At 36.8% G+C, this 25,809-nt stretch carries 30 protein-coding genes and 1 rRNA gene; 1 reads left to right on the forward strand and 30 read right to left on the reverse strand.

All coding sequences use genetic code 11. The features are described from left to right. Nucleotides 1–108: 108 nt before the first annotated feature. The 16 genes from ACVYAD_RS23385 to metG all read right to left on the reverse strand — a co-directional run bounded on the left by ACVYAD_RS23385 (nt 109) and on the right by metG (nt 14,913). A complete protein-coding gene (locus ACVYAD_RS23385; protein WP_349661770.1) occupies nt 109–336 on the reverse strand; it encodes an anti-sigma-F factor Fin in 228 nt (75 codons plus the stop codon). Nucleotides 337–644: 308 nt separating this feature from the next. Next, nucleotides 645–1,205 (reverse strand): aminoacyl-tRNA hydrolase, encoded by a 561-nt coding sequence (pth, locus tag ACVYAD_RS23390; RefSeq protein WP_349661794.1) that lies wholly within the window; start codon nt 1,203–1,205, stop codon nt 645–647. Nucleotides 1,206–1,470: 265 nt separating this feature from the next. Further along, nucleotides 1,471–2,061 (reverse strand): 50S ribosomal protein L25/general stress protein Ctc, encoded by a 591-nt coding sequence (locus ACVYAD_RS23395; RefSeq protein ID WP_349661768.1) that lies wholly within the window; start codon nt 2,059–2,061, stop codon nt 1,471–1,473. A 251-nt stretch (nt 2,062–2,312) separates the two neighbouring features. Then, the gene (locus tag ACVYAD_RS23400; RefSeq protein WP_349661767.1) at nt 2,313–3,272 is read right to left on the reverse strand and encodes a ribose-phosphate diphosphokinase; all 960 of its coding nucleotides are present in this window, start codon (nt 3,270–3,272) and stop codon (nt 2,313–2,315) included. Between the two features lie 24 nt (nt 3,273–3,296). Further along, the gene (glmU, locus tag ACVYAD_RS23405) at nt 3,297–4,667 is read right to left on the reverse strand and encodes a bifunctional UDP-N-acetylglucosamine diphosphorylase/glucosamine-1-phosphate N-acetyltransferase GlmU (RefSeq protein WP_079563684.1); all 1,371 of its coding nucleotides are present in this window, start codon (nt 4,665–4,667) and stop codon (nt 3,297–3,299) included. A gap of 263 nt (nt 4,668–4,930) precedes the next feature. Continuing rightward, nucleotides 4,931–5,233, reverse strand: a complete 303-nt coding sequence (spoVG, locus tag ACVYAD_RS23410) for a septation regulator SpoVG (RefSeq protein WP_349661765.1) — start codon at nt 5,231–5,233, stop codon at nt 4,931–4,933. A 299-nt stretch (nt 5,234–5,532) separates the two neighbouring features. Next, nucleotides 5,533–5,907, reverse strand: a complete 375-nt coding sequence (locus ACVYAD_RS23415) for a RidA family protein (protein WP_079563682.1) — start codon at nt 5,905–5,907, stop codon at nt 5,533–5,535. Then, nucleotides 5,904–6,737, reverse strand: a complete 834-nt coding sequence (gene purR / locus ACVYAD_RS23420; RefSeq protein ID WP_079563681.1) for a pur operon repressor — start codon at nt 6,735–6,737, stop codon at nt 5,904–5,906. The genes ACVYAD_RS23415 and purR overlap by 4 nt, the downstream gene beginning before the upstream one ends. A gap of 56 nt (nt 6,738–6,793) precedes the next feature. Next, nucleotides 6,794–7,660: a 4-(cytidine 5'-diphospho)-2-C-methyl-D-erythritol kinase gene (gene ispE / locus ACVYAD_RS23425; RefSeq protein WP_349661764.1), complete on the reverse strand. Its 867-nt coding sequence runs from the start codon at nt 7,658–7,660 to the stop codon at nt 6,794–6,796. Nucleotides 7,661–8,120: 460 nt separating this feature from the next. Then, nucleotides 8,121–8,303 carry a small, acid-soluble spore protein, alpha/beta type gene (locus ACVYAD_RS23430; RefSeq protein WP_206700644.1) on the reverse strand — a complete coding sequence of 61 codons (183 nt, stop codon included), beginning with the start codon at nt 8,301–8,303 and terminating at the stop codon, nt 8,121–8,123. A gap of 114 nt (nt 8,304–8,417) precedes the next feature. Continuing rightward, complete coding sequence (gene veg, locus ACVYAD_RS23435; RefSeq protein ID WP_427109135.1) at nt 8,418–8,678, reverse strand: biofilm formation stimulator Veg; 261 nt, start codon at nt 8,676–8,678, stop codon at nt 8,418–8,420. 157 nt (nt 8,679–8,835) lie between these two features. Continuing rightward, nucleotides 8,836–9,717 (reverse strand): 16S rRNA (adenine(1518)-N(6)/adenine(1519)-N(6))-dimethyltransferase RsmA, encoded by an 882-nt coding sequence (gene rsmA / locus ACVYAD_RS23440; protein WP_349661793.1) that lies wholly within the window; start codon nt 9,715–9,717, stop codon nt 8,836–8,838. Then, entirely contained in the window at nt 9,710–10,276 is a 567-nt protein-coding gene (gene rnmV / locus ACVYAD_RS23445) for a ribonuclease M5 (protein WP_386830855.1), read from the reverse strand. Before rnmV ends, rsmA begins: the two co-directional genes overlap by 8 nt. 270 nt (nt 10,277–10,546) lie before the next feature. Then, complete coding sequence (locus ACVYAD_RS23450; protein ID WP_476428128.1) at nt 10,547–11,776, reverse strand: ubiquitin-like domain-containing protein; 1,230 nt, start codon at nt 11,774–11,776, stop codon at nt 10,547–10,549. 137 nt (nt 11,777–11,913) lie between these two features. Then, nucleotides 11,914–12,684, reverse strand: a complete 771-nt coding sequence (locus tag ACVYAD_RS23455) for a TatD family hydrolase (protein ID WP_476428129.1) — start codon at nt 12,682–12,684, stop codon at nt 11,914–11,916. Between the two features lie 252 nt (nt 12,685–12,936). Continuing rightward, the gene (gene metG, locus ACVYAD_RS23460; RefSeq protein WP_349661760.1) at nt 12,937–14,913 is read right to left on the reverse strand and encodes a methionine--tRNA ligase; all 1,977 of its coding nucleotides are present in this window, start codon (nt 14,911–14,913) and stop codon (nt 12,937–12,939) included. A 437-nt stretch (nt 14,914–15,350) separates the two neighbouring features. On the opposite strand from metG, the gene ACVYAD_RS23465 reads away from it, so the two are divergent. Further along, entirely contained in the window at nt 15,351–15,629 is a 279-nt protein-coding gene (locus tag ACVYAD_RS23465) for an AbrB/MazE/SpoVT family DNA-binding domain-containing protein (protein ID WP_079563673.1), read from the forward strand. Nucleotides 15,630–16,055: 426 nt separating this feature from the next. Here ACVYAD_RS23465 and rsmI read toward each other — a convergent pair whose 3' ends face one another. The 14 genes from rsmI to rrf all read right to left on the reverse strand — a co-directional run bounded on the left by rsmI (nt 16,056) and on the right by rrf (nt 25,800). After that, on the reverse strand, nt 16,056–16,928 hold the full coding sequence (gene rsmI, locus ACVYAD_RS23470; protein WP_349661759.1) for a 16S rRNA (cytidine(1402)-2'-O)-methyltransferase: 873 nt from the start codon (nt 16,926–16,928) through the stop codon (nt 16,056–16,058). Further along, nucleotides 16,925–17,188, reverse strand: a complete 264-nt coding sequence (locus ACVYAD_RS23475; RefSeq protein WP_349661758.1) for a GIY-YIG nuclease family protein — start codon at nt 17,186–17,188, stop codon at nt 16,925–16,927. Before ACVYAD_RS23475 ends, rsmI begins: the two co-directional genes overlap by 4 nt. Next, nucleotides 17,172–17,921 carry a tRNA1(Val) (adenine(37)-N6)-methyltransferase gene (locus ACVYAD_RS23480; protein ID WP_349661757.1) on the reverse strand — a complete coding sequence of 250 codons (750 nt, stop codon included), beginning with the start codon at nt 17,919–17,921 and terminating at the stop codon, nt 17,172–17,174. Before ACVYAD_RS23480 ends, ACVYAD_RS23475 begins: the two co-directional genes overlap by 17 nt. Nucleotides 17,922–17,984: 63 nt before the next feature. Beyond that, nucleotides 17,985–18,341, reverse strand: a complete 357-nt coding sequence (gene yabA / locus ACVYAD_RS23485) for a DNA replication initiation control protein YabA (RefSeq protein ID WP_349661756.1) — start codon at nt 18,339–18,341, stop codon at nt 17,985–17,987. Between the two features lie 27 nt (nt 18,342–18,368). After that, nucleotides 18,369–19,184: a PSP1 domain-containing protein gene (locus tag ACVYAD_RS23490; protein WP_386830868.1), complete on the reverse strand. Its 816-nt coding sequence runs from the start codon at nt 19,182–19,184 to the stop codon at nt 18,369–18,371. Further along, nucleotides 19,177–20,181: a DNA polymerase III subunit delta' gene (holB, locus tag ACVYAD_RS23495; protein WP_476428130.1), complete on the reverse strand. Its 1,005-nt coding sequence runs from the start codon at nt 20,179–20,181 to the stop codon at nt 19,177–19,179. The genes ACVYAD_RS23490 and holB overlap by 8 nt, the downstream gene beginning before the upstream one ends. Nucleotides 20,182–20,356: 175 nt before the next feature. Beyond that, nucleotides 20,357–20,797 (reverse strand): YaaR family protein, encoded by a 441-nt coding sequence (locus ACVYAD_RS23500; protein ID WP_079563665.1) that lies wholly within the window; start codon nt 20,795–20,797, stop codon nt 20,357–20,359. A gap of 87 nt (nt 20,798–20,884) precedes the next feature. Beyond that, nucleotides 20,885–21,214 carry a cyclic-di-AMP receptor gene (locus ACVYAD_RS23505; RefSeq protein ID WP_049667342.1) on the reverse strand — a complete coding sequence of 110 codons (330 nt, stop codon included), beginning with the start codon at nt 21,212–21,214 and terminating at the stop codon, nt 20,885–20,887. Nucleotides 21,215–21,445: 231 nt separating this feature from the next. Further along, the gene (gene tmk, locus ACVYAD_RS23510; protein ID WP_476428131.1) at nt 21,446–22,075 is read right to left on the reverse strand and encodes a dTMP kinase; all 630 of its coding nucleotides are present in this window, start codon (nt 22,073–22,075) and stop codon (nt 21,446–21,448) included. 17 nt (nt 22,076–22,092) lie between these two features. Then, nucleotides 22,093–23,517, reverse strand: coding sequence for an aminotransferase class I/II-fold pyridoxal phosphate-dependent enzyme (locus ACVYAD_RS23515; protein WP_476428132.1), 1,425 nt, complete (start codon nt 23,515–23,517; stop codon nt 22,093–22,095). Between the two features lie 90 nt (nt 23,518–23,607). Then, nucleotides 23,608–24,144, reverse strand: a complete 537-nt coding sequence (locus tag ACVYAD_RS23520; protein WP_476428133.1) for an HXXEE domain-containing protein — start codon at nt 24,142–24,144, stop codon at nt 23,608–23,610. Between the two features lie 165 nt (nt 24,145–24,309). Continuing rightward, nucleotides 24,310–24,885, reverse strand: a complete 576-nt coding sequence (locus ACVYAD_RS23525; RefSeq protein WP_349661750.1) for a TetR/AcrR family transcriptional regulator — start codon at nt 24,883–24,885, stop codon at nt 24,310–24,312. Between the two features lie 249 nt (nt 24,886–25,134). Then, the gene (locus ACVYAD_RS23530) at nt 25,135–25,569 is read right to left on the reverse strand and encodes an SRPBCC domain-containing protein (protein ID WP_349661749.1); all 435 of its coding nucleotides are present in this window, start codon (nt 25,567–25,569) and stop codon (nt 25,135–25,137) included. Nucleotides 25,570–25,684: 115 nt separating this feature from the next. Continuing rightward, nucleotides 25,685–25,800: ribosomal RNA gene (rrf, locus tag ACVYAD_RS23535) — 5S ribosomal RNA — on the reverse strand. Between the last annotated feature and the right edge of the window lie 9 nt (nt 25,801–25,809).

Here is a 25,809-nt window from a genome sequence, read left to right on the forward strand (position 1 = left end):
TATACCTTGACATAATTTCGTCCAGAATTGGCTTTAAGCCTAAGCCTGAGCGAAGTTAAACGGAAAAAGCTTTGGACGCACGTAATGTGCGCCAAAGCGTCCTTCCAATTATTGAATCCATTTATTGAGTGCGTGATAATCTGGATATTGTTTCAGCGAATCCTCACATTGCTCACAAATGCAGTGCACCGTCGTTAGTCCATGTTGATCTTTCTCAACATAATCATCCGCTTCACCCAATTCGAAAATATGTAGTTTTCGAATTGTATCATCTGCATCAAATGGTAGCGTACCTATTTCTACTTCACAATGCCGACATCGATATCGAACTGACATCTCCAAATCATCCTCCTTTAAGCAACTTACTACTTAAAGTATAGACATTTCGAAAAAAGATTATGCACTTCCAATTTTGTCTTAGAGGTCATTTTAGAAATAGAGAATAGTTTTGCACTGTAATTAATACTATATATTTAGTTAGCTGTTGTCGCAGAAAAAAAACAACAACAATTATACCTCGGCATAAATGCGTCGGGAGTCGGCTTTGTGCTTAGGCCTGTAGCTGACGCTTCGCTTTCGCTACCAAAAACATCTGCTGAAATAAATTAAATCGTCATCCTAAACAACTGTAATATTCATAATTGTTATCCGTTAAAGCGATTCATCACATCAAGAAATGGATTTGAAAGAGATGCTTCTACAGCATTTACACACTTTTCAATAGCTTCGCCAACGACAGCTTGATCTTCTTTTGAAAATTTTGATAACACGTAATCTGCTACCTTCATGCCTGCTGGTGGGCGATTAACCCCAACTCGTATGCGATTAAATTCTTGTGTACCTAAATGCTGAATTAATGATTTAATACCATTATGTCCACCTGCACTACCTTTTTGACGCAGGCGTAATTTACCTGTCTCTAAATCTAAATCGTCATAAATAACAATCAAATCTTCCACATCAATATCAAAATAGTTCATTAGGGGACCAACACATTCCCCTGATAAATTCATATATGTTAAAGGTTTAACAAGTAGAACCTTTCCTTCAGGACGATGTACTGTTGCATACATACCATTAAACTTTGAATTAGTTAAAGGTGCACCCCATTTTTCAGCTAATGCATCTATAACATCGAAGCCAATATTATGTCTTGTATGCTCATAAGGTTTACCTGGATTTCCTAAACCAACGATAATTTTCATAAGTACCCCTCTTCTTTCAAATCTAATAGTCATTATTTTACCATATCATGCACTCAGAAAGCAGTTTCGACAATTTTTGAAAGTAAAAGTTCAATAACGGCTTGATATTATTTAAAATCTTCAATTCAACCATACATATCGCGAAATGGTTATGACTTAATAAGGAAGCAAACGTCGAATAAGATGCCAACATTCTTGCTAAATAAAGTAAAAAAGCTACTGAAGAAGCTTAGCTTCCTCAGTAGCCTTTCCTTAACAAATATTTTTACTCTTGTACCTGTTCACTATCTACTGTCGATTCTTCAACGACTGCTGGAGCCATAATTGATACCAATGTATGACCATCTTCACTAAGAATATTAAAATCAATCATATCTCGAATATCTGCTACTGTAATTGTTTCACCAATTTTAAGTTCAGTAATATCCACTTCAATAGCTTCTGGTATATCTGCTGGTTTTACATTAATCTTCACATCTAAGTTAGGCTGCATTAATATACCACCCACACTAACACCAACTGACTCCCCTACAAGTTTAATAGGCACTTCAGCTTCTATCGCTTCGGACATATTAATTGCTAAAAAGTCAATATGATTTACTTCATCTTTCATAGAGCATTGTTGAATTTCTGATACAACAACATTCACTTTTTCTCCATCTAAATCCACCGAAAACACACCGTTTTGTCCATTCTTTTGAATGGATTTTCTGAATTCCTTCGCTGAAATAGAAATTGGGGTAGAATTTAATTTATAGCCGTAAATAACCGCAGGAATGGCTCCCCCTTTTCTAAGTTGGGTTAATGTCGAACGGTGCCCAGCTTCGCGCTTTTTAACACTTAATACTGTACTCATATCTATACTTCCCCTTCCAAGAAAAATTATTTACACCTTATTAAAATGTCACTACTTTCAATGACATTTATTAAGGCTATAATAATATTTACTATTTTTCATAAAGTAGTGTAAATATTATTAAGTCACAACTACCATATACCCTTTTACAAGAAAATTCAAACAAAGTAAACCTAGAAAAAAGGACAAATCTACTTGCAAACGTAGATTTGTCCTTAATAAGCCACATACGGCTCTTGTTTATTTATATATTAATCAAATAGAGTACTTACAGATTTGTTTTCATAGACACGAGAGATTGCATCTGCCATTAATTTAGCTACTGAAAGCTCTGTAATTTTTGGAGATTTTTTCTCGTCTGGAAGCTGGATTGTATTTGTTACAACTAATTCTTTAATCGAAGAGTTTTCAATACGCTCGATTGCTGGGCCTGATAGTACTGGGTGAGAGCAACAAGCATAAACTTCTTTCGCGCCAGCAGCACGTAATGCGTCTGCGCCGATTGTAATTGTACCAGCAGTGTCAATAATATCATCAATCAAGATTGCCACTTTACCATCAACATTACCAACAATGTTCATTACTTCTGCAACGTTTGGTTTTGGACGGCGTTTGTCAATAATTGCAATAGGTGCTTTTAAACGTTCTGCCATTTTACGAGCACGTGTTACACCACCATGGTCTGGTGAAACAACAACGATTTCATCTTCTGGAATACCTTTTGATTTGAAGTAATCAGATAGTAAAGGTACTGCCATCAAGTGGTCGATTAAAATATCGAAGAAACCTTGGATTTGCGGTGCGTGTAAATCTAAAACGATAACACGTGTTGCACCAGCTGTTTCAAGTAAGTTTGCTACTAATTTAGCTGTAATTGGCTCGCGTGCTTTTGCTTTACGGTCCTGACGAGCATATCCATAGTAAGGCATTACAACGTTTACTGTACGAGCAGATGCGCGTTTCACAGCATCTACCATAATTAAAAGCTCCATTAAATGTTCGTTTACAGGTGCAGAAGTAGACTGCACGATAAACACATCACAACCACGAATACTTTCTTCAATGCTAATTTGAACTTCTCCATCGCTGAAGTGTTTAACAGAAGATTTACCTAATTCAACACCCATTTCTTGCGCAATTTCTTGAGCAAGTGGATTGTTAGAGTTAAGTGAAAATATTTTTAATTGTGAGTTTGCATAATGATACGGCATGATGGCCTCCTGTTTAGTTGATAATTATTTTGAATTTAATTTGCTTACATAATTCGGTTTGTTTTCTTGTCTTGCACGAGCAATTGCAAGTGCATCCTCAGGAACTTCTTTTGTAATTGTAGATCCTGCTGCAATAAATGAACCTTTTCCAACTTTCACTGGCGCTACTAAGTTAGTATTACATCCTACAAATACATCATCTTCAATAATTGTTTGGAACTTGTTTTTTCCATCATAGTTTACTGTAATGGAACCACAGCCAACATTGACATTGCTTCCTATTTCAGCATCGCCAATATAGCTTAAGTGGGATACTTTCGTGTCATTACCTAGTTTACTTTTCTTCACTTCTACAAAGTTACCAATTTTCACATGGCTACCTATATCAGAAAGTGGTCGAATATTTGCAAACGGTCCTATAGCTGTGTCTTCTGCTACAGCGCTTTCACGTACAACAGAAGAATGTACAGTTGTTCGGTCACCGATACGGCTATCAATGATTTGTGTGTTTGGCCCGATTATACAATCTTCACCAATAACAGTTGTACCTTCAATCATAGAACCTGGTTGGATGACAGTATCACGACCAATCATTGCCTCAGCGCTGATGTATGTTGCTTCTGGATTAATAATTGTGACACCATTACGCATATGCTTTTCATTAATTCTTGTACGCATTAGCGCCTCTGCTTGAGACAGGGCAACACGATCATTAACACCAAGTGTTTCTTCGAAATCTCCCGTTACATATGCTTCAACGACTTCGCCTTGTTTTTGTAAAATTTCAATGACATCAGGTAAATAATATTCACCCTGTGCATTGTCGTTTTTCACAAGTTTTAATGTCTCAAATAAGGCCTTATTATCGAAGCAATATGTGCCCGTATTAATTTCTTTCACTAGTTGTTGCTCAGCCGAAGCGTCCTTTTGTTCAACAATTTGCTCCACTTGTCCATTGTCGCCACGTAAAATGCGACCGTAGCCTGTTGGATTTTCAGCAATAGCTGTTAAAATTGTTGCCTTGGCTTTCTTTGCTTGATGATGCTCGAACAAAGCTTGCATCGTTTCAGGGCGGATAAGTGGTGTATCACCACAAACAACTAATGTTGTCCCTTCTTCGCTACTTAAAATTGCCTCAGCCTGTTGTACAGCATGAGCTGTCCCTAACTGTTCAGCTTGTAAAACATACTCGCTTTTATCGCCAAGTTGTTGTTTCACCATTTCTGCACCGTGTCCTACAACCGTTACAATGCGCTTCACATCTAACGTTTGAATGTGATCCACCACATGTTGCACCATAGGTTTCCCACATACTGGATGTAGCACTTTATATAATTTGGACTTCATACGTGTACCTTGACCTGCAGCCAAAATGACAGCAAAAATGTTGCTCATCTGTAAGTCCTCCAATACGCTCATTTTCTCTTATGACTATATAGCAAAATCCATCTATTTTCAAGGCATGTTGACTTGACAAAAAGATGAATTTCCAAATCAAATGCACCTTATGCTCGAATGTTAATATGTATGTCTTAAAAACTGCTCGTTTTCTCTTATTCTCAAAATAAAAAGAACTCTCCAAATATGAAGAGTTCTTTTTATTCACTTTTATCATAAGTATAAATTGCCGTAGTTTAATTTACACTTATCCCCTTTTACTATACGCCAATTCCTTCTAATTCTTCTGCCTTTTCAGTCGCGTCTTCCTCGCTTGAATTATGGTACTCGTTTAAAATAATCTCTTGAATTTTATTACGAGTAGTAGAATTAATAGGATGCGCAATATCTCTAAATTCACCGTCTGGCGTCCGTTTACTTGGCATAGCAACGAATAATCCAGTATTGCCATCAATCACACGAATATCGTGCACTACGAACTCATTGTCGAGTGTAATGGAAGCAATCGCACGCATGCGACCATCCGTCTGTACACGACGTAACCTTACATCAGTAACTTCCATTTTCTCACCACCTCTCTTCTTAGATGCCTAAATATAAATATAATATTCTTTATTACCGAATATTTTCCTTTTTATAGTCTATCAAATTTTCAAAAAAATTTGAATACTTATTAGTATAATTTTCACTAATTTACGTAATTTTTGACAATTGTTTGTCAGTCTCCACGAAGTTCCACTTTCGCACAGAAAGCATTTGTTGCTATTTCTTTGCTTTCGTCTACAAAAATATTTTAGAACGGAGAATAAAAAAGCCCACTAAAAGAGTTATTCATTTCTCTTTCAGTGAGCTTAATCATTTCTTATTTAACGATAGCAATAACTTCAATTTCTACACTTACATCTTTTGGAAGACGCGCAACTTCCACTGCTGAACGTGCCGGTTTATGATCCCCAAAATGGCTAGCATATACTTCATTCATCGCAACAAAGTCGTTCATATCCTTCATAAAAACGGTCGTTTTAACAACGCTGTCTAAAGATGCTCCGGCAGCTTCTAAAACGGCTTTCAAATTAGCAAATACTTGATTTGTTTGAACAGTGATATCACCTTCCACTAATTCACCTGTTGCTGTTAGTGGAATCTGACCTGAGCTATAAAACATACCATTTACAATAATTCCTTGTGAATATGGTCCAATTGCTGCTGGTGCATTTGTTGTTGCTACTACTTTCATTTGTCATTTCCCCTTTTAGAAAAATAGTTACCTTCACTTAATGCAATTGTACGGTCTTTTTCATTGACCTCATGAAGCTTCACTAGTGAATAATAATCATCTACTAAAGTTTCGTCTGCATGCTCAGCCTCTACAAGCACTGCAATACCAGCTAGTTGACAGTCAAACTCCTCTAATAGATTTTTCATGCCATTCATTGTACCGCCGACCTTCATAAAATCGTCAGTAATAAGCACTCGTTGTCCACTCTTCATGCTTCTTTTTGATAATACCATTGTCTGAATTCTTCTGGAAGAACCAGATACATAGTTGATGCTAACTGTAGAGCCTTCAGTTACCTTACTATCTCTTCTGACAACAACAACCGGTACATTTAAATGTCTTGCTATCGCATGGGCAATAGAAATACCCTTTGTAGCGACAGTCATTATGACATCAATTTGTTGATCAGCAAATGCGGATGCAAATACCTTACCTACTCGATTAATTAAATCTGGATTGCCAAGTAAATCCGTCATAAATAAATAACCGCCTGGTAATAAACGATCTGAATGCTCAAGCTCCGCTTTTAAATCATGAATAACTAAACGGACCTCGGCTTCGGACATTTTAGGAATATACTTTACTCCTCCTGCAGCGCCCGGTACTGTCATCAATAACCCGATTCCTTTTTCTTCGAAAGTTTCTTTTACAATCGTCAAATCTTCACTAATGGAGGACTTTGCAGATTGATATAATTCAGAAAAATAAGTTAGCGGGATCAGCTGATGTGGATGTTCTAGTAAATAGTACGTCATATCAACTAGTCGTTCACTACGCTTCCATTTCATGCGACCCTCTCCTAAACACGAATATTTATAGGTAAAATTAACACAAATTTGCGGTTTTAAGCAAGCGTATTTCGCTCGCCTAAAATCCGAACTGCATATACTTCTTCGCAAAAACCACGTAAACCATTATAAATGCGACTTACTCGAGCTTCACTATCTACTAAACCGAACACCGTCGGACCGCTTCCACTCATTAATGTTGCATCTGCTCCAAAGCGCTTCATCTGTTCCTTTAACATTACTACCTCTGGATGCAGTTTAAATGTTACAGTTTCCAAAACATTTCCTAATGATGCACATAGTAGATCATAATCTTCCGTTTCAATAGAACGAATCATTTGCTTCGTATTTGGATGTTCTAACCCCTCAACCTTTAGCCCTCCATACACTTCTGCAGTAGAGACACCTATTTTAGGCTTAGCTAAAACTACCCAACAGTTTGGTGGTGCTGGCAATTCCTGAATTTTTTCTCCACGCCCCGTGGCTAATGCTGTGCCACCATAGACACAAAACGAAACATCTGAACCAATTTTCGCACCTAATTCAGCTAACTCATCTATAGATAACCCTAAATTCCACAGCTCATTTAAACCCTTCAGTGTAGCAGCCGCGTCGCTACTGCCACCCGCTAATCCCGCTGCGATTGGTATTTCTTTTTCTATAGTAATGGATACACCTTGTCCAATGCCGTATGTATCTTTAACTAGACGCGCTGCCTGATAAGCAAAATTTCGATGATCGTTCGGTACGAAATTATCAGTCGAAATTATTTCTATTACACCATCTTCTCGAGATTCTAAACAAATACGATCCGCTAAATCCACAGTCGTCATGACCATCTCTACTTCATGATAATTATCTGGTCTTTTATAAAGCACATCTAATGTTAAATTTATTTTTGCAGGCGCCTTTACATAAAGCATCTTTCTTCCTCCTTATAGCTACACTTATCAATTACCGCCAGGTCATTCAGTCGATACTTGAACCTCCCACTACCTTAAATGTAGGATTCTTCTGCAAAACATCAGCAGCTGGCGTTCACTTTCGCTATATTAAAGATTTTCTGAATGAAGATAAATCTGTTGTTCATCTTTTAATTCATTTTATTTTACCATAATGGGAAAGCGAAAATGGAAAAAAAGAACCGTATACCCCTAAATGGTGTAACGGTTCTCTCTCGTCAGTTGTGTTGTTGTGTCTACAGGAAGCTTTCGTCCCTGCTGAAGATCAATTAAGCCTCGGCATAATTGCGTCTGCCGGAGGCATTAGGCAAACACGGTGTTGTACCTCAAGCACTTTCAAATATGCCTGGTCACCCGCTGAAAAGCGACTCCTCTCATCACTATAGAGATGAGAGACTTCTAATAAGCAGTCTAGTTCAGGCTACTTATTATTTTCTTGCTCATTACTTGCCCTTTCAGCCATTTCGATGGCACGTTTGACCATATTACCGGCGTCTCGAGCTTTAATGCCGCCCCAGCCTTCTCGTTGCACAACATCATAAAATCCAAGCTCTTTAGCGATCTCTTCTTTTAAACGAGGTGACATGATACCCTTTCTAGGCATAATAAACTCCTCCTTTTACAACTGACGAATTTAGTATGTCCCAGTAAACGTAAAACACTCATGTAGTTTTTAACATACATGAGTGTTTCAAAATATAGAAATAAGTACTAGAAACTATTTTGCGATAGCAGTCTTTGCTTCGTCTAAAAATGTAATCTCTACTGCTTCAGTTAAAATATCTGTGTAACTATACGATACGCGCTTGCACGTATTGTCTTCTTGATCAAGCTCAACCACAAAGATAGCGCGATATGTCTCACGCAATACCCCTGCACACTCGACCGTTTTCTTGCGACCTCCGTTTGCTCTTAACTGCAAACGTTTACCCAAATGACAATCCAACGACTTTTTAATGTCCGCTAAAGTTTTTGGCATTTTCGCTTACACCTCACTATTTATTAGTATAAGCGATTCGCCCAAAAATGTCAACAAAATATAATATTTTATCAGCAGATTATAAATATTGTCAACTTATTTTTCATAAAAACATCATGTTTTTTTACATATACTCAAAAAAGTTAACAAAAATTTTTTACTTTGCAAACGTAGGATATAGTACATCGGCTAATTTTCCAAACTCTTGAATAGTTAACGTCTCTCCTCGACGTGTTGGTTCAATATTTACCGTTTGTAAAGCATCCATTATTTTTTCTTTGTGTGCCTTACCATTTGGTAAACCCGATTGTAAATTATTGAAGATTGTTTTTCGTCTTTGTACAAACGACGCACGAGTAACAACAAATAAAAAGTCCTCATCAATTACTTTTACTGGCGGTTCATCATGTTTAATAAGACGAATCACTGCAGAATCAACATTTGGCTGGGGCATAAAAACAGTTTTCGGCACTGTCATGGCAATATCAGCCTTCACATAATATTGAATCGCAATTGATAAAGAGCCGTACTCTTTCGTTCCAGGTTTAGCCGTAATACGGTCTGCTACCTCTTTTTGCATCATGACAACAAATCCGCGAATTGGCAAACGATCATTAAGTAATTTCATTAAAATCGGAGTCGTCACATAATAAGGTAAATTTGCTACAACCATAATATCCTCAATACCCGGCATCTCTTCCTGAATTACTTTAGCAACATCCGCCTTTAAAATGTCTGAATGTACAATTGCAACATTATTATATGGACTAAGTGTGTCTTCTAGTACAGGTAATAGCCGCTGATCAATTTCAAAAGATACAACCTTTTTTGCATTTCTTGCTAAATGCTCTGTTAATGCTCCAATACCAGGACCAACTTCGATTGCACCACTATTTTCAGTTAAATTTGCGTGACTAACAATATTTCGTAAAATGTTCGGATCTACTAAAAAATTTTGACCTAAGCTTTTTTTGAATGAAAACCCATATTTTTTTAAGATTTCTTGTGTTCTAATTGGTGTTGCAATATCCTTATGCATCATTTTCCTCCTGATCTACCTGTGCGATTGCCGCACCAAATTGCTTTTCTGTGATTTGAAACATTTTTAATCTTTTATGAAGTTGTTTACCGTTTGTTGTACCAATATTCAAAATTTCTCCAAGGCGATCACGACGAGCTTTCGCCTGTGGGTGGCCAATTAAACGTGCCGTCATTAAATCTTCGAGCGTAATGTCATCATTGGTTGGCTCAACATCATTAGGGGTATAGACATGCCGTAGTGCCTCGCGTATATCTTCATCTGCTGCATGCTCTATGCCTAATCCTTTACCGTTTTTCGCAATTGTTTTAGCTTTTGGTAAAAAAGCGTGTTTTACACCTTTTACACGCTCCTCGATAATGGCACGAATTCGACGTCCTGGATAGTCTGGGTCAGTAAAAACAATAACACCTCTTTTATCCTGTGCATGCTGAATTCTCTTTAGTGTTTCCTCTGAAATAGCCGACCCATTAGTTTCTATTGTATCTGCTTGCACAGCTCGCTTAATAGCCGTTGTATCATCTTTCCCTTCAACAACGATGATTTCTTTTATTTGCAAAAAGGCCCCTCTTTTCTACCTTATCTTCAGACCATTTTACAACTGCACTGTATGATTGTACAGAAATACACGGCTACTTACCTTATGCTATTGCTTGTACTTTGTCTTTCAAGTAAACCGGGCAGTTGATGTTACAGCTTAATTTCTGTAGATAGGACTATATTTATCCTCCAGTACAAATACTGAAAAAAGATAAAAAAAGCTCCCCCGCCAGTCAAAACGGGAAAGCCAGTAAGTGAAAAAACATTTTTGATTAATTTTACAATTTTTTTAATTTAATACTTTTATACGAACTTTCCTAACTCCCCAAGAACTTGCTTGAGATTCCGTTTGTACAAGTATGTCGATCTTATTACCCTTAATTGCACCACCAGTATCCCCTGCTATAGCTGTTCCATAGCCTTCGACCCAAACTTTTGAGCCAAGCTTAATAACAGAAGGGTCTACTGCAATTACTTTCAAACCAGAGTTTGATCGTAAATCAATGCCAGTGGCAGATGTCCCCGAGCAGCCATTACAATACGGTGTATAGGCAGTTGCCGTTACATAAAATTCTCTACCGCTAGCTGGCTCTGTTGACCCACGTGAAACTGTCGGTGCAGTCGATGCACTAGCAACAGTAGCTACTACAGTTTTAGTGCCTACTGCAACTACTTGCTTCTGCGGTTCTTTTACAATATTTTTAGATTGTAGATTTTTAGCTACAACTTGGCCGTTCTCTTTTACGATTTCATACGTTTTAGTCATTAAACCTTTTTGGCCTGCTGTTACAATTTTTTGTTTTCCCTTTTGCAATGATGCATCTTGCTTCTTTTCAATTGCGAAATCTAAAGAGTCTTCCACTACATCGATAACCTTTTCTACGCGAACTACTGTGATTTTACTCTGTGGAGTGATTACGTCCTTCAGGTTATTCTCGACACGATCGAATTCATTTAGCTGAATTCCTTGTTGTTTTAAAAAGTTAGCGACCGTAGTCGAAGTGGACCATACTTGTCTTTTGTTTACTCCATCGACAAGCGATACTTGAAACGCTTTTTGAATATCGATCTTGTTGTCTGCTCCTATTTCTGTATCTATGCCTTGTTTTAAAGAATCATGCTCTGATACTTCAATATTCGCTTCTTTCAAAATGTCTTTCACTTGTGTTTCAGTTGTCCAAACTTTTGACTGATTTCCATCAACTGAAATAGTTACTTCTTTTGCCTGTTCCCATGAAATTGCTAAACCATTAACAATTTTGGTGTTCAGAGAGGGTGATATTTTGTCATGCTCTGCTACGTCTATATTTTGACCTTGTAATAATTGTTCTACAGTTTTGGCATGTGTTGTTACTTCGATTGCTTCACCGTTCGCATCAAGCGTTACGGTTTTTTTAGTACCTTGATAAAGTACGAATGAAATTACAGATACAAACAGAATAAGTGAAATAACGCTTATTACTGTTTGCTTACTCCTCAATGATCCTAAGAACAAGTTTTTCATGGAATTATTTGACATGAAAAAACGCCTCCTTAATATACAAGGTTGGATTATACGTACTAGATTTGGCACTGTCAACCCGAATGTATTTCTAAGAAAATTGACATCGCCTTTTTAGCCAACCACAAACCTAGTATTGGAGGCGTCTCAGCTAGTTAATTGTCAATCTTAAAAAATTTTTTCGCATTGGTTGTCGTTACCTGTGCAATTTCCTCAATCGTTAAACCTTTTAAACGTGCAATTTCTTCTGCAACTAACGGTACGAAAGCTGGTTCATTACGTTTTCCTCGATATGGATGGGGCGCTAAATACGGTGCATCTGTTTCGATCATCAAATGCTCTATTGGTATTTCTGTTGCCACTTCTTTCGGCATTCGCGCGTTTTTAAATGTCACCGGTCCACCAAGACTAATCATAAAATTCATAGCAATACATTCATGTGCGGTTTCCACGCTGCCACTAAAGCAATGCATAACGCCTCCCACGGAAGCTGCATTTTCTTCTCGTAAAATTTGAACAACATCCCTAGTTGCATCTCTGTTATGAATAATGATTGGTAAATTCAACTTTTGTGCTAAATGAATCTGCTTGCGGAAAAGTGCTTGTTGAACATCTTTTGGTGATTTATCCCAATAGTAGTCCAACCCAGTTTCACCAATACCCACTATCTTTGGATGTGCTGCTAATTCCTCAATCCAATCTAAATCCTCTTGTCTACAATCGATGGCGTCAACCGGGTGCCAGCCTATAACACCATAAACAAAATCATATTGCTCAACTAGTTGCATTGTTTTTTCAATGGTTTTGCGATCGAAACCAACAACAACCATCGTTTCTACCTTGGCCTCAAGAGCTCTATCTATAACCTCTTGTAAGTCCTCTTCATACTGATCTGCGTTTAAGTGTACATGTGTATCAATAAACATCGTCATTCTCCTAACATAGATTTTATTAAAAATTATTATTTCGTATTTTACATAACTGTTACAAATTTATTACAAACAATTTTGTATTATAACAATACGCATAACCAAAGACCCTTCATTTGTTACTATTTACCTAAAAACATCTAATTTTTACCGCAAATAAATTATTTCAAGATAATAAATCACTCATTTTCAAATGGATTTTAAAAGCCTGCTGAACTTTTTTTATTCAGCAGGCTTTCCTAAAATTGTTTACTTTACTTTTGCGCCATTCTCTAGTTTTGAATCCACCGATGCTAATTTTAAAATTCCATCTTTTTCACCAGCTAGAATCATTCCTTGCGATAATTCACCTCGTAATTTAACTGGCTTTAAGTTAGCGACTACAATCACTTTTTGACCAATTAATTCATCTGGAGAATAGAACTTTGCAATACCTGAAACTACTTGTCGTTGCTCATATCCAAGATCCACTTGAAGCTTTAATAATTTGTCTGCTTTCGGAATCGTTTCACACGCTGTTACAGTGGCTACACGTAAATCCACTTTCATAAAATCATCAATTGTAATTTCAGGAATTTCTGGAATATCCGTAGCTTTTTGCTCACCTTTTGATTCTTCTTCTTGTGGAGTTTTCACTGAACCACGCATTTCCTCACGAATATACGTAATTTCAACTTCATTTTCTAGACGAGGGAAAATCGGAATCCCTTTTTCTACCACTTTAATGTTTGCTGGAATAGTATTGCCGAATGTTTCAATTGTTTCCCATGCTAAGAATTTGTCATCCAACCCTAATTGTTCAATAATTCGCTTAGGAGTAGATGTCATAAATGGTTGTAACATGACAGCAATTTGGTGTAAACTTTCCGCCAAATTTCGCATAACAGCTCCTAATTTTGGCTTATCAGTTTCCTCTTTAGCTAGCACCCAAGGTTGAGTTTCATCTATATATTTATTTGTTCTTGAAACTAGCGTCCATAAGTCGGCTAATACGACACTAAATTGCATTTTTTCCATACTTTCTTCATATTTAATACGAACTGATTCAGCCTGTTCTTTTAAAGCTGCGTCAAACTCTGTCGATTGAAGATTTTCAGTTGGAATAATGCCATCGAAATATTTATTAATCATTGAAATAGTACGATTCAATAAATTACCTAAATCGTTTGCTAAGTCGAAGTTTGTACGTTCAACAAAAGATTCTGGCGAAAATACACCATCAGAGCCGAATGGTAACTCACGTAATAGGAAATATCGTGTTGCATCTAAACCATAACGCTCTATTAACATTTCAGGATAAATAACATTGCCTTTTGATTTAGACATTTTACCGTCTTTCATCATGATAAATCCATGAGCAAACACTTTTTTAGGAAGTGGTAAATCTAGTGCCATTAAGAAAATTGGCCAATAAATAGTATGGAATCGAACGATATCTTTACCAACTACATGTACATCTGCCGGCCAATATTTATTGAATAATGTTTCATCCTCTGATAGATAGCCTAATGATGTTATATAGTTAGTTAAAGCATCTACCCATACATAAATTACATGTTTAGGATCTCCTGGAACTTTAATGCCCCAATCAAATGATGTTCTTGAAACCGATAAATCTTCTAGCCCTGGTTTAATAAAGTTATTAATCATTTCATTTTTTCGAGATTCAGGTTCAATGAAATCAAGGTTTTCTTCATAATAAGCTAAAAGACGATCAGCGTATTTCTTCATATTAAAGAAGTAAGATTCCTCTTTAACTTTGTGTACCGAACGACCACAGTCTGGACAGTTACCGTCTACTAATTGTGTCTCAGTAAAAAATGATTCACATGGTGTACAGTACCAACCTTCATACTCACCTTTATAAATATCACCATTATCTAAAAACTTTTGGAAAATCTTTTCGACAGTTTTCGTATGACGCTCTTGCGTTGTTTGAATAAAGTCATCATATGAAATGTCCATTAATGCCCAAAGCTTTTTCGCAGCATCTGCAATTTCATTTACGTATTCTTGAGGATGCTTGCCCGCTTCAGCAGCTTTTTCTTGAATTTTTTGCCCATGCTCATCCATTCCAGTTAAAAAACGTACATCATATCCGAGTAAACGTTTATAACGTGCAATTGTATCTGATGCTACAGTTGTATACGCTGTACCAATATGGAATTTCCCACTTGGGTAATAAATAGGGGTTGTTATATAGAATGTTTTATTTTGTTCGCTCACTAGAACTGCCTCCATTGTTTCACAGTATACTATCTATTCTAACTAAGTACTAAATTCGTTTCAACTTCTTTCAGCGAGTGTCACGTAATCAGAAAGGAGCAAAATATAGGATGTTAGCCGATTCCGGACGCAATTATGCCGAGGCAGAATTGGTTGAAAGTTACTTATGCGCGAAAAATGTCGAATAATATAATTAATCCATTTAATGTCTTAAATGAGAAGCTTTTTTACTATAAATAAAAATATATAATAAAAACCTTTTAAAAAAACCAAAATATCTGTTTTCTTCTCAAAAAATTTTTTCGAAACAATAATATTAGTGTATTAATTAATTGACGTTTATGGCATTACTTGGTATGATAACTATCAGACAAGGAATTATGTCGAAATTTGACGAAATACCAATATAACTTTTAACATTAGGAGGAAATATAATTATGAAATCAACAGGAATCGTTCGTAAAGTCGATGAATTAGGTCGTGTAGTAATTCCAATCGAATTACGCCGTACATTAGGTATTGCAGAAAAAGACGCTTTAGAAATCTATGTGGATGACGACAAAATCATCTTAAAAAAATATATGCCTAACATGACATGTGCAGTAACTGGTGAAGTTTCTGATGATAACTTCCGTCTAGTTGGCGGCAAATTAATTTTAAGCCCAGAAGGCGCAGAAATGTTAGTGAATGAAATCCAATCTAACTTAAAAAAATAATTTGATACACACCTAAATCAAGCACAGTGATTTGGGTGTTTTATTTTTTATCAATTTCTCCTTAGCGTAATTGCGTCCAGAGGCGTTATTATTCAAAGAAGATAACTATAATATAACCAACTTTTAAGTCCCTTATAATGTCCATGTCAGACCTTTCATAGTTAAGGGTACTATTTTTTACAATTATTATCAATTAAATAGTTTATATGCTAGTCTTCAAAACGTATGGTTGATTTCCGTTCCGGCTGGGCGCTTTCCTGGGGGCGTCCGATGAGCCCCAAGGAATCGCCCAGCCTCCACTCCAATCAGCTTAAATACATGGCATGGCCTTAACAAATGTCATCCCGAACTGTTGGTGATTAAGCACCTATTTGAATAGATATACAAAAAAGAGGTGCCTATATTAAGGCGACCTCTTTTTTTACATTAACTATGGTATTCATTATAGATTTCTCGCTTAGCTACTTGACGTAGTTTGGCTACTTCTTTTATAGCTTCTTTTGATGTAACACCAGATTGATCAATAATATAATCAACATGTTCAACAATAGACATTGTCATCCAATAGGCTTGTTCATCATTTTCTTCCTCAGTATTTTCGTTTCCTTCAAGGACAATACAAAATTCTCCTCGAATCTCCTCTGTTTGTGACCATTCCACTGCTTCAGCCAACGTACCACGTAAAAACTCTTCGAATTTCTTAGTTAGCTCGCGAGCTAATACAATTCGACGATTACCAAGAATAAATTCCATATCTTTTAAGGTTTCCTTTAAACGGTGAGGAGCCTCGTAAAACAAAATGGTTTCTTGACGTTTTTTTAGTTGCTCTAATTGCTGTCGACGTTCCTTTTTTCCTCGATTTAAAAATCCATAAAAGAAAAATGGCTGCGGTGTTAATCCAGAGGCGATTAATGCTGATATTGCAGCATTGGGACCTGGCACCGGCACAACTGGAAAGTCTTGCTCAATTGCTTTTTCGACTATATCTGCACCAGGATCGGAAATACACGGTAGACCAGCATCACTAACTAATGCAACTGTTTTTCCTTCACGTAAGAATGCTAATAGCTTCTCTCCCCCCACCTCTATATTATGTTCATGATAGCTGATCAGGGGTGTTGCTATATCAAAGTAGTTGCAAAGCTTTTTGGTATTACGTGTATCCTCAGCAGCAATAATATCTGCTTCCTTTAAAATACGTAGCGCACGCACACTCATATCCTCTAGATTACCAATAGGTGTTCCAACTAAATATAAACAACCTGTGTGATCGTGCATTGTACTTTTTTGAGATTTCATAACGCATCCCTCCCTATATATTTCATTTTTTGCACTCGTGTTAGCTGTTTAAAAGCATATTCTGCACGCATCGCCTCTTGTTTCGTACCGAATTCCTCTACATAAATACATTCCACTGGTCCTCGTGCTCTCGTATATTTTGCTCCCTTACCAGCATTATGTACAGCGACACGTCTATCTACATTATTCGTGTAACCAGCGTAAAAGGATTGGTCGGCACATTCTAACACATAAAAATAATGGTTACTGTTCTTTTCCATAAAGAATTTCTCTCACTTCTGCTGTATATTCATTATCCGCATTATACACATACAGGGGTGGTAATATTTTCAGATCCGGTTTACCGTCCTTAATTCCTTCTATTAATAGTGTGTTGGCCTCCTTACCCTCTTTCGGGTAAATAAGTTGCATACGTTTAGGCTCTATACGATTCGCTCGCATTGCCGTAACAATATCTAACAACCGACCAGGACGATGAACAAAAGCGGCCTTTCCGCCCTGTTTTAATAATTTACTTGCTGATTGTATTGATTCCTCTAACGTTAAATATAGTTCATGACGGGCAATAGCGTAATGCTCACTTAAATTTTTATCACTAGCTTCATGTGCTAAAAAATATGGTGGATTACATGTTACAACGTCATACTTTTCAATACCAAGCTCCTTAGGAATTTCCTTTACATCCCCAAGGACCATTTGAATTTGCTCTTCCAACTTATTATAACGGATACTTCGATCAGCCATATCAAATAAGCGTGGTTGAATTTCTACTCCTGTAATATGTCCCTTTGTTCTAGCACTTAGAAAAAGTGGGATTACACCATTACCTGAGCATAAATCAACAATTTTTCCTTTATGGTGTGGGACATTGACAAATTTCGAAAGTAGCACTGCGTCCAATGAAAACGAAAATACAGAGGGGCTTTGAATAATACGTAAATCCTCAGCTAATAAATAATCTAACCGTTCATCATCTTTCAACCATTCTTCCATGTTTCTTCCTCCTACTATACAAAACAAAAGACTGACACCACCATAGTGGGAATCAGCCTTCTACTACACATTTTGTTTATTTAAAAATGATAGACAAAACAGACAGTCTTCACCTTTACGTGAACTTCCGAAATGAACATGACAAACATGGAAGCCTTCATGGTACAAACGTGCTAGGTTATCATAACCCTCGCCTATATCTAACGGATTCTCTTTCTTCTCATCAATAGTCTGTTCAGAGTTTTCATTAGAAAGTAATTCTTCTAGACGTGTACGAAGGTGATGATTTTCTGTTTCGAGTGTCTTATGCTCCTCCATCATTAACGCTACAAATTGTTTCAATGCACCAAATTGCTCCTGCATTGCTTCGAGCTGTTGTTCGAACTCCATAACGGTATCTAAGAAATTACGGTCCTTCACCCAAGCCACCTCGTTCAGTTCTCTATCTTATATAAGATTTTTTTCGCATGCTAGCAGTTCTTCTAATGTATACTCGACTGTACGCTCCTGCTCATGTAAATATACTTGAATGAGTCTTTCCAGTACATTTAAACCTACAACTTTACCTCGTCCATCTGGTGTCATCGTCAATTCACCGATGTCTGGCATGCCCTCTTTCGCTTCCTCATATTCATCATTTTCATATTTCAAGCAGCACATTAAACGACCGCAAAGACCTGAAATTTTAGATGGATTTAAAGATAGGTTTTGATCTTTAGCCATTTTAATAGAAACCGGCTCAAAATCTCCTAAAAATGTTGAGCAGCAAAGCATCCGGCCACATGGACCAATACCACCTAACAACTTCGCCTCATCACGTACACCAATTTGACGAAGTTCGATACGTGTTCTAAAAACGGAAGCTAGATCTTTTACAAGATCTCGAAAATCAACGCGTCCTTCAGCCGTAAAATAAAAGATGATCTTATTACGATCAAATGTATATTCAACATCAACGAGCTTCATTTCTAAATTATGCTCAATGATTTTTGTACTTGCTAGTTCAAATGCGCGCTTTGATTCGGCAGCATTTTCCTCTACTTGAATACGATCACGTTCATCCGCTGGTCGTAGAACTTGTTTAAGTGGTAAAACAACATCATTATCCTCAACAACCTTTTGAGGGACAACTACTTTACCATATTCTACACCGCGAGCTGTCTCTACAATAACATATTGACTTTCCTCTAGTAGATATGATGCTGGATCAAAATAATATATTTTACCCGCTTTTTTAAAGCGGACTCCAACTACATTATACAAATGTATACCCCTCCTGCAGATTTAGCATTAACTGCTCCATCATTAACGTCCTATTCATGTTACGCTGTAAAGATGAACGTGCCTGTAAAATAGACTCCATTTGACTAGATAGACGTTCATAAGTCGAATGTAACGCCACTTCTTTAAATGTCTGTAACATGTCTGGGTAAGTACAAGCTGATTCGGGATTAGCTTTTATTGACACTATATCACGGTAAGCAAATAGTAGTAAATCTAATGCCTGCTCCATCTCGCCTTTTTCTTTAAATAGTGGCAACCATTCTTCATGTACAACAAGCATTGCTTCATGTACGTTCTGGCGAATTGCCTCTACTAATTTTAACACTGTTTTTCGAGCATGTGCAAACTGCTCATCATTTGCTAAAATCATAGCTGTTTCGAGCTCGTTCGTCATCACGCTCACTGTAGAAGCCATCGAGTAAGAAATATTATTATCTTGTAAATGCTTTAACAATAAATGTCGAGGCATTTTTTGAAATTTAATATGCTGACAGCGAGAGCGAATCGTTGGTAAAATTGACTGCATTTGCTCCGTTAATAAAATTGCGGTTACCTCACCATCAGGTTCCTCTAAAAATTTAAGAATCATGTTTGCAGATGCAATATTGAGACGGTCTGCATGATGAAGTACATAAATCTTCCGTCCCTCTTCAACACCCATCATCTTCATTTCTGCAATTAATTCACGTATTTGATCAATTTTTATAAATTGACCCTCTGGATAAATTTGATGAATATTCGGATGATTACCCGAATCAACACGTCTGCAATTTCGACATGTTTCACATGGAACATTTTGCATTGGTTGCTCACAAAGCATTAATTTGACAAAAAACTGCATAATATCTACTTTGCCTGTCCCTTTTTCACCGTCAAAAATGTATGCATGTGCTAATCTATGTTTGTCAAAAATCGTTTGAAGCTGCTTCATTACGACTGGTTGCAGTGCGAATAGCTCTTCAACATTCTTGGCCATATATTTAAATTCCTTCCTATATCAATTACACTCATAGCATAATTGTTTCCTATTGCCTTTTTCAGTACAGAAATATCTACAGTTTTAGAGCAGATAGATTAGTTTCATCGTGAATTGAGTTCATACCATTCAGTTCGAAAAAAGCCCGCGCCTACAAGAGAACGAGACACGGGTTTTACATATACAAATTAATTAATAAGCCTTTTATCTCACCGATTTTATCGAGAAGATCAATTGCTTCCTTTTCTTCATCTAAAATATCTTGAGCAAGCTCCACAAGACGCGTATCGATAGTTTCAATAATTTTCAAGCGTCTTCCTTCACCAAAACGATTCCATGAATGCGATTGTTTTAAATCCATACCATGTTCTACTGTTTCTTGTAGGAATCGTTTAACAAGCATTTTAAAACGAGCAAGCTCTCGTAAATTACGCGATCTTGCAACACGATCACCTGCTGTAGAAATATCCCCTAGCAATCGCGTAAGCTGTTCAGTTTGCAATTTGGTGCCTTGCTTGACGACCATATCTCCAAATCGGTTATTTTGATTATTGTTATGCAGTGGTTCTTTACGATTAGTATTTAACCCGACACGTATATCTTGATTGATCTTCAAGCTGTTTCGCCCCCACTTGCTTTCTTTACCAAATACACAAAAGCTAAATTATAATGTGTTTTTTTCTCATTTAACGTTGGCAATGATTTAAAAATGATGGAACTGTTCAATTGGTAATACAAAAACTGTCGCTCCACCTACCTCTACCTCCACAGGATAAGGTATATAGGAATCTGTATTCCCGCCTAATGGCGAAACAGGTGCAACCATTTGTTCTCGTGCACGACAATTATCACGAATAATATCTAAAACTTTGGGTATGAGAGAGTCTTCCGTTCCAATAAGAAACGTCGTATTTCCAGAGCGTAAAAATCCTCCAGTGCTCGCTAATTTAGTTGCGCGAAACTGATTTTTCGTTAAAGCATTCGATAAGCGGCTGCTATCCTGATCTTGCACTACAGCTACGACTAACTTCATTCGCACTCACCCCTTCGATAAAATTCATCTGAATAGATTTTAGTTACCTTTTCCGTGACTTACGTTAGAGTTCCTCTGTTTCAGTAGGTGTTCGGAACAACTACTAAAACAAAACTACTTCTTCATTCATCTCAAAACATTCGCTACTGTCGCGCAGAAAACATTTTCTGAATGAAAATAAGATTATAGTTGTTACCATTATATCACATTGTGGTAGACAACTTCATGCATTTACTGTATTGCTTCATATATTAATGACCATACATCTTCAACAACACGATCAATATTTTGGTCCGCATTGACGACATATATACGCTCTGGATAACGCTCCACTAGCTGTAAATATCCTTCCCGAACCTTGTTATGAAAAGCTAAGCTTTCAACATCTAAACGATTGACCTCTCGCTCTCCATGAGCATGAATCCGTGCTAAGCCAACCTCAGGTGCAAGGTCAAATAAGATTGTCATATCAGGTAACTTCTTACCGATTGCAAACTCATTAATAGATAATACTTCATCCACGCCGATACCACGTGCATATCCTTGGTATGCTAATGAGGAATCGATAAAGCGATCGCAAATAACCATTTTTCCAGCATTCAACGCAGGTCGAACTTTTTCAAAATAATGCTGACTTCTCGCCGCCGCGTATAATAACGCTTCTGTACGCTCATCCATGGCTGTATGTTCGGGGTCTAAAATTACGCTCCTAATTTTCTCAGCAATCTCAATACCACCAGGTTCTCTCGTTGCTAATACATCAATCTTTTCCTCTGCAAGTCGCTCGGCTATTTTTTGAATGACTGTTGTTTTTCCAGCACCTTCTGGACCTTCAAATGTAATAAATAAATTGCAATTCATGCTGTTATAGCCTCCAACTATTTAATGATCTCAATCATCTTTTCTTCTAAACGGTGATTTCCTTGGAACGTTGCACCAGTAGCTAGTAACTCCTCTAACTGACTCAACTTTGCCACGGTTATTTTTTCTCCTGGAACAAGCAGTGGAATACCGGGTGGATACGGAATAATCATACTTGCAGAAATCCGTCCCATCGTTCGCATATACGGTAACCATTCTGTTTCCGCCTTATTCATTTCATCAAATGTATAGGCCGGTTCCGTAATGGCCACAAAATTATAGGCCGTTTGTGAAGCAATTACGATTTCCGCCTTTGGTGTACTTAATAACAATGTTATAGCCTCTTTAATACGGACACGTATTTCTGCAAATGGATAGTTATGCCCCTGTTTCAACAAAGGCAGCACAAGCAATACTTGATTTGCATCTGCCAGTTCTGCATATACATGCTTTGCTTCTAATGCTTCCTGTAATTGAAAACCCGTATAGCCCTTAACACGTAACAATAATTTGATAGGGTCGTCTACCTCAATAACTTCCAAAGAACCAATAGCCCGTAATGCCTCTATCCATTGATTCCTTTTTTCTATTATATATGCACCGTCACTCTCCATATATGTCTGTACATAATAGCGTGCATCATCTAAAGAAGCCAATAAAAGGTAGGATGGGCTGCTAGATTGTAGCATACGTAAATAGTGATTTATTTTGTCGACTTCGACTAAGTTAGAATTAACATGCATAAAGGATGCCATTGTCATCGCTGGTAATGTTTTATGCGCAGACTGTACTACTATATCTGCACCAAATGTCAATGCAGATGGCTGAAATAAAGTACATGCACTAAAATGAGCTCCATGTGCTTCATCCACTAAAACAGGAATACCTTTCTCATGACAATACGCAATCTGCTGCTGTATTTCTTTCGATGTCATACCATAGTAAGTAGGATACGTTAATACTACTGCACGTGCCTCTGGATAATAATCAACTGCTTCTTTTAAATCTTTATAAGAAACATGGGTTGCCGTTAATGTTCGTTCATCCCATAGCGGAGATACAAATACAGGCTTCGCCCCAACAAGCTCAATCGCGTGAAATATAGACTTATGTGCATTACGTTGAACAATAATCGTATCACCTTTTTTACATGTGGCATAAATCATTGCTAAATTCCCAACTGTAGATCCACCTACTAAAAAGAAACTTTTCATCGCCCCATATGTATCTGCCAATAAGTTTTCTGCTTCTAATATCATTTCCTCTGGATGATGTAAGTCATCAAGACCTGATAATTCAGTCACATCATATCGCATTACATCTTTAAAGGGCTGAGGAAGATGGGATAGTTCTCCGTGCTTATGTCCTGGTACATGAAAGGAAATATTTTGTTGTTGTTGAAAGCGCTCTAATCCTTCTACAATCGGCTTTTTCTTTTGCAAAACAAAACACCCATTTCCGTTATATTCTTATTTAATTATAACACTTACGTTAGAAAAAAATTTACTGAATGGATATAAATAAGGTGAAATTCATATAACCTTTTTCCCGATCCAATGTGCTAGTAATGCAATAGGAATCAATAAAAGACAAAATGGCAAGCAAACAAAAATAATGTTCCATGTTATGACGTTATTAATTAATAACGAACGATACAACATTAAACTATATGGAATGACGATTATCAAAGATGTGAGTACACCTGGTGTAATGGAACGAAGAAAAATAGACTGTGCAAGGTGAGTGAACGCATGTAGAAAGTAGGTTAGCGTAACAACAGTGAAGAAGTAGATATCTCCGAACGGCCCTTGATTCACATATTGATTTGCTACAATAGTGGAACTACTTACAAACATAAATACTACGACTACTGCTACGGCAAACTGTGCTGTCGACATCGAGAACTGTTTAATAACTCGATTAGCAATTTTTTTCGGTAATCTTTCATACAAAATCGTAGAATTCTTATTCAACCACTTTTCAACCATAATGATTTCTTCAAAATCATGAAGAATAAACATAATAGGAAATAGCCAAATAAGTGTTTGAATACCTATCCATTGCTCCATAATGATTCCTCCTTTTTAAATTATATTGAGTAATCACTCAAATGTTTCTCAAAAAAATAGCTCCTCTCTCAATAACATGGCTTTCCTAGTGCGTTCGACCTTCACTTAAATCGACTATACAAATTGCACAAGTTTTACACATCCCATCCACGACTTCTGAAATACTTAATGGGAAATTTGCATTCCTTTTAAAATAAACGTCGCTATCTCCTCAATGTAATCGTCATTTCTAATTGGTTTTTTTTCTGCTTTTCTTTCTTCAACTAAAACATGCGTTAATATTGTTGAAAGAAACATAGAAGCTGCCGTTTCTACTGTCTTTTTTTCTACAGTACATGAAGAAGCTCTTATTAAAAATGAACGAGCCTGTTCACCCATTGTATTTATAAAATCCACAATATCCTTACTAACATTTGTGTTCTGCACTATTTCTGGGGACCAAATAAAAGTTAAAAAGCTTTTATTACATGATAAAAAATTGGCATATAATTGGCCAAATTTAATTAAAGCCGTATATGGCTCCACCTTCGAAAGCTCTTTTATCTCATTTTGTAGAGAGCCAATAAATGAAAACTCACGAATAAGATAGTTTAGAAGTTCATTTTTATCTTTAAAATAATAAAATATAAGCCCCTCTGCCACTCCGCTCTTTACTGCTATTTCTTTAGTAGTCGTTGCGTTAAAGCCCTTTTTAGTAAAAAGCTCTAATGACGCTTCCAAAATTTTATCCTTCTTTGACACCAAACCTTTTCACCACCGATTTTATATTTGAGTGTTTACTCAAATATAAAGGTTAAAAAAGATTTCTGTCAAGTTATTCCAAGTTATTCGATTTCTACTCATTAACGTTTTAATAAAATGCCATTTCAAATTTTTGGTGATAAGTCAGAAAAAGATCATTGCAACTCTAAAAGCAATGATCTTTTTCTATGACATGACACTCTTCTTTTATTAGTAACAATTATGCCGAGGCTAATTGTATCGGAAATACTAGATACTAGCCTTTATTGCCATCTCTTGTACTAGCTGTTCTACTAATGGTGGTACAAACTTTTCTAAAATTGGATTCATCATTCCTGCAAGGAAACCACTTGCCTTTAATGTTAAATTACCTTCTAACTGACATGTACCATCTTGGTTTTGTGTAACTTCAAAGTATCCATCACCATTTAAAGGATCTGATAAGCCTACCAAATCAAATATAACCTGATTAGGATTTGACTCCTTACACTTAAGTTCAACCTTTACAGCTTTTTGGATAATTCCAAAATCCCCTTGAAATACCCAAATCATACTTCGTTCACTTGGGAATTCATGATGTAAATAACCAGGTATTAGTATAGCCCATTCTGCTTTATTTTGAATAAACTCCTGTAGCTTAGCTTTTTCAATTTGAATATTTTCTCTATATACCCCTGTTGCCATTTAAATACACCCCTATGTTTATTTATTTAAATCAATTAAATTCTAACATTTATTGGGTGTTATTACTGATTTTTTAAAAATAAAAAAACCACTGATTTCTCAGTGGCTACTTTGTGCCTAGCGACGTCCTACTCTCACAGGGGGAAGCCCCCAACTACCATCGGCGCTAAAGAGCTTAACTTCCGTGTTCGGTATGGGAACGGGTGTGACCTCTTTGCCATCATCACTAGACTATTGTCG

Source organism: Lysinibacillus sp. G1-3 (assembly GCF_056322905.1).

Coding starts and splice junctions, on each gene's coding strand:
- ACVYAD_RS23385 (WP_349661770.1), bottom strand. CDS start 336: ATGTCAGTTCGATATCGATGTCGGCATTGTGAAGTAGAAATAGGTACG.
- pth (WP_349661794.1), bottom strand. CDS start 1,205: ATGAAAATTATCGTTGGTTTAGGAAATCCAGGTAAACCTTATGAGCAT.
- ACVYAD_RS23395 (WP_349661768.1), bottom strand. CDS start 2,061: ATGAGTACAGTATTAAGTGTTAAAAAGCGCGAAGCTGGGCACCGTTCG.
- ACVYAD_RS23400 (WP_349661767.1), bottom strand. CDS start 3,272: ATGCCGTATCATTATGCAAACTCACAATTAAAAATATTTTCACTTAAC.
- glmU (WP_079563684.1), bottom strand. CDS start 4,667: ATGAGCAACATTTTTGCTGTCATTTTGGCTGCAGGTCAAGGTACACGT.
- spoVG (WP_349661765.1), bottom strand. CDS start 5,233: ATGGAAGTTACTGATGTAAGGTTACGTCGTGTACAGACGGATGGTCGC.
- ACVYAD_RS23415 (WP_079563682.1), bottom strand. CDS start 5,907: ATGAAAGTAGTAGCAACAACAAATGCACCAGCAGCAATTGGACCATAT.
- purR (WP_079563681.1), bottom strand. CDS start 6,737: ATGAAATGGAAGCGTAGTGAACGACTAGTTGATATGACGTACTATTTA.
- ispE (WP_349661764.1), bottom strand. CDS start 7,660: ATGCTTTATGTAAAGGCGCCTGCAAAAATAAATTTAACATTAGATGTG.
- ACVYAD_RS23430 (WP_206700644.1), bottom strand. CDS start 8,303: ATGCCTAGAAAGGGTATCATGTCACCTCGTTTAAAAGAAGAGATCGCT.
- veg (WP_427109135.1), bottom strand. CDS start 8,678: ATGCCAAAAACTTTAGCGGACATTAAAAAGTCGTTGGATTGTCATTTG.
- rsmA (WP_349661793.1), bottom strand. CDS start 9,717: ATGCATAAGGATATTGCAACACCAATTAGAACACAAGAAATCTTAAAA.
- ACVYAD_RS23450 (WP_476428128.1), bottom strand. CDS start 11,776: ATGTCAAATAATTCCATGAAAAACTTGTTCTTAGGATCATTGAGGAGT.
- ACVYAD_RS23455 (WP_476428129.1), bottom strand. CDS start 12,684: ATGTTTATTGATACACATGTACACTTAAACGCAGATCAGTATGAAGAG.
- ACVYAD_RS23465 (WP_079563673.1), top strand. CDS start 15,351: ATGAAATCAACAGGAATCGTTCGTAAAGTCGATGAATTAGGTCGTGTA.
- rsmI (WP_349661759.1), bottom strand. CDS start 16,928: ATGAAATCTCAAAAAAGTACAATGCACGATCACACAGGTTGTTTATAT.
- ACVYAD_RS23475 (WP_349661758.1), bottom strand. CDS start 17,188: ATGGAAAAGAACAGTAACCATTATTTTTATGTGTTAGAATGTGCCGAC.
- ACVYAD_RS23480 (WP_349661757.1), bottom strand. CDS start 17,921: ATGGAAGAATGGTTGAAAGATGATGAACGGTTAGATTATTTATTAGCT.
- holB (WP_476428130.1), bottom strand. CDS start 20,181: ATGGCCAAGAATGTTGAAGAGCTATTCGCACTGCAACCAGTCGTAATG.
- ACVYAD_RS23505 (WP_049667342.1), bottom strand. CDS start 21,214: ATGAAGTTAGTCGTAGCTGTAGTGCAAGATCAGGATAGCAGCCGCTTA.
- tmk (WP_476428131.1), bottom strand. CDS start 22,075: ATGAATTGCAATTTATTTATTACATTTGAAGGTCCAGAAGGTGCTGGA.
- ACVYAD_RS23520 (WP_476428133.1), bottom strand. CDS start 24,144: ATGGAGCAATGGATAGGTATTCAAACACTTATTTGGCTATTTCCTATT.
- ACVYAD_RS23530 (WP_349661749.1), bottom strand. CDS start 25,569: ATGGCAACAGGGGTATATAGAGAAAATATTCAAATTGAAAAAGCTAAG.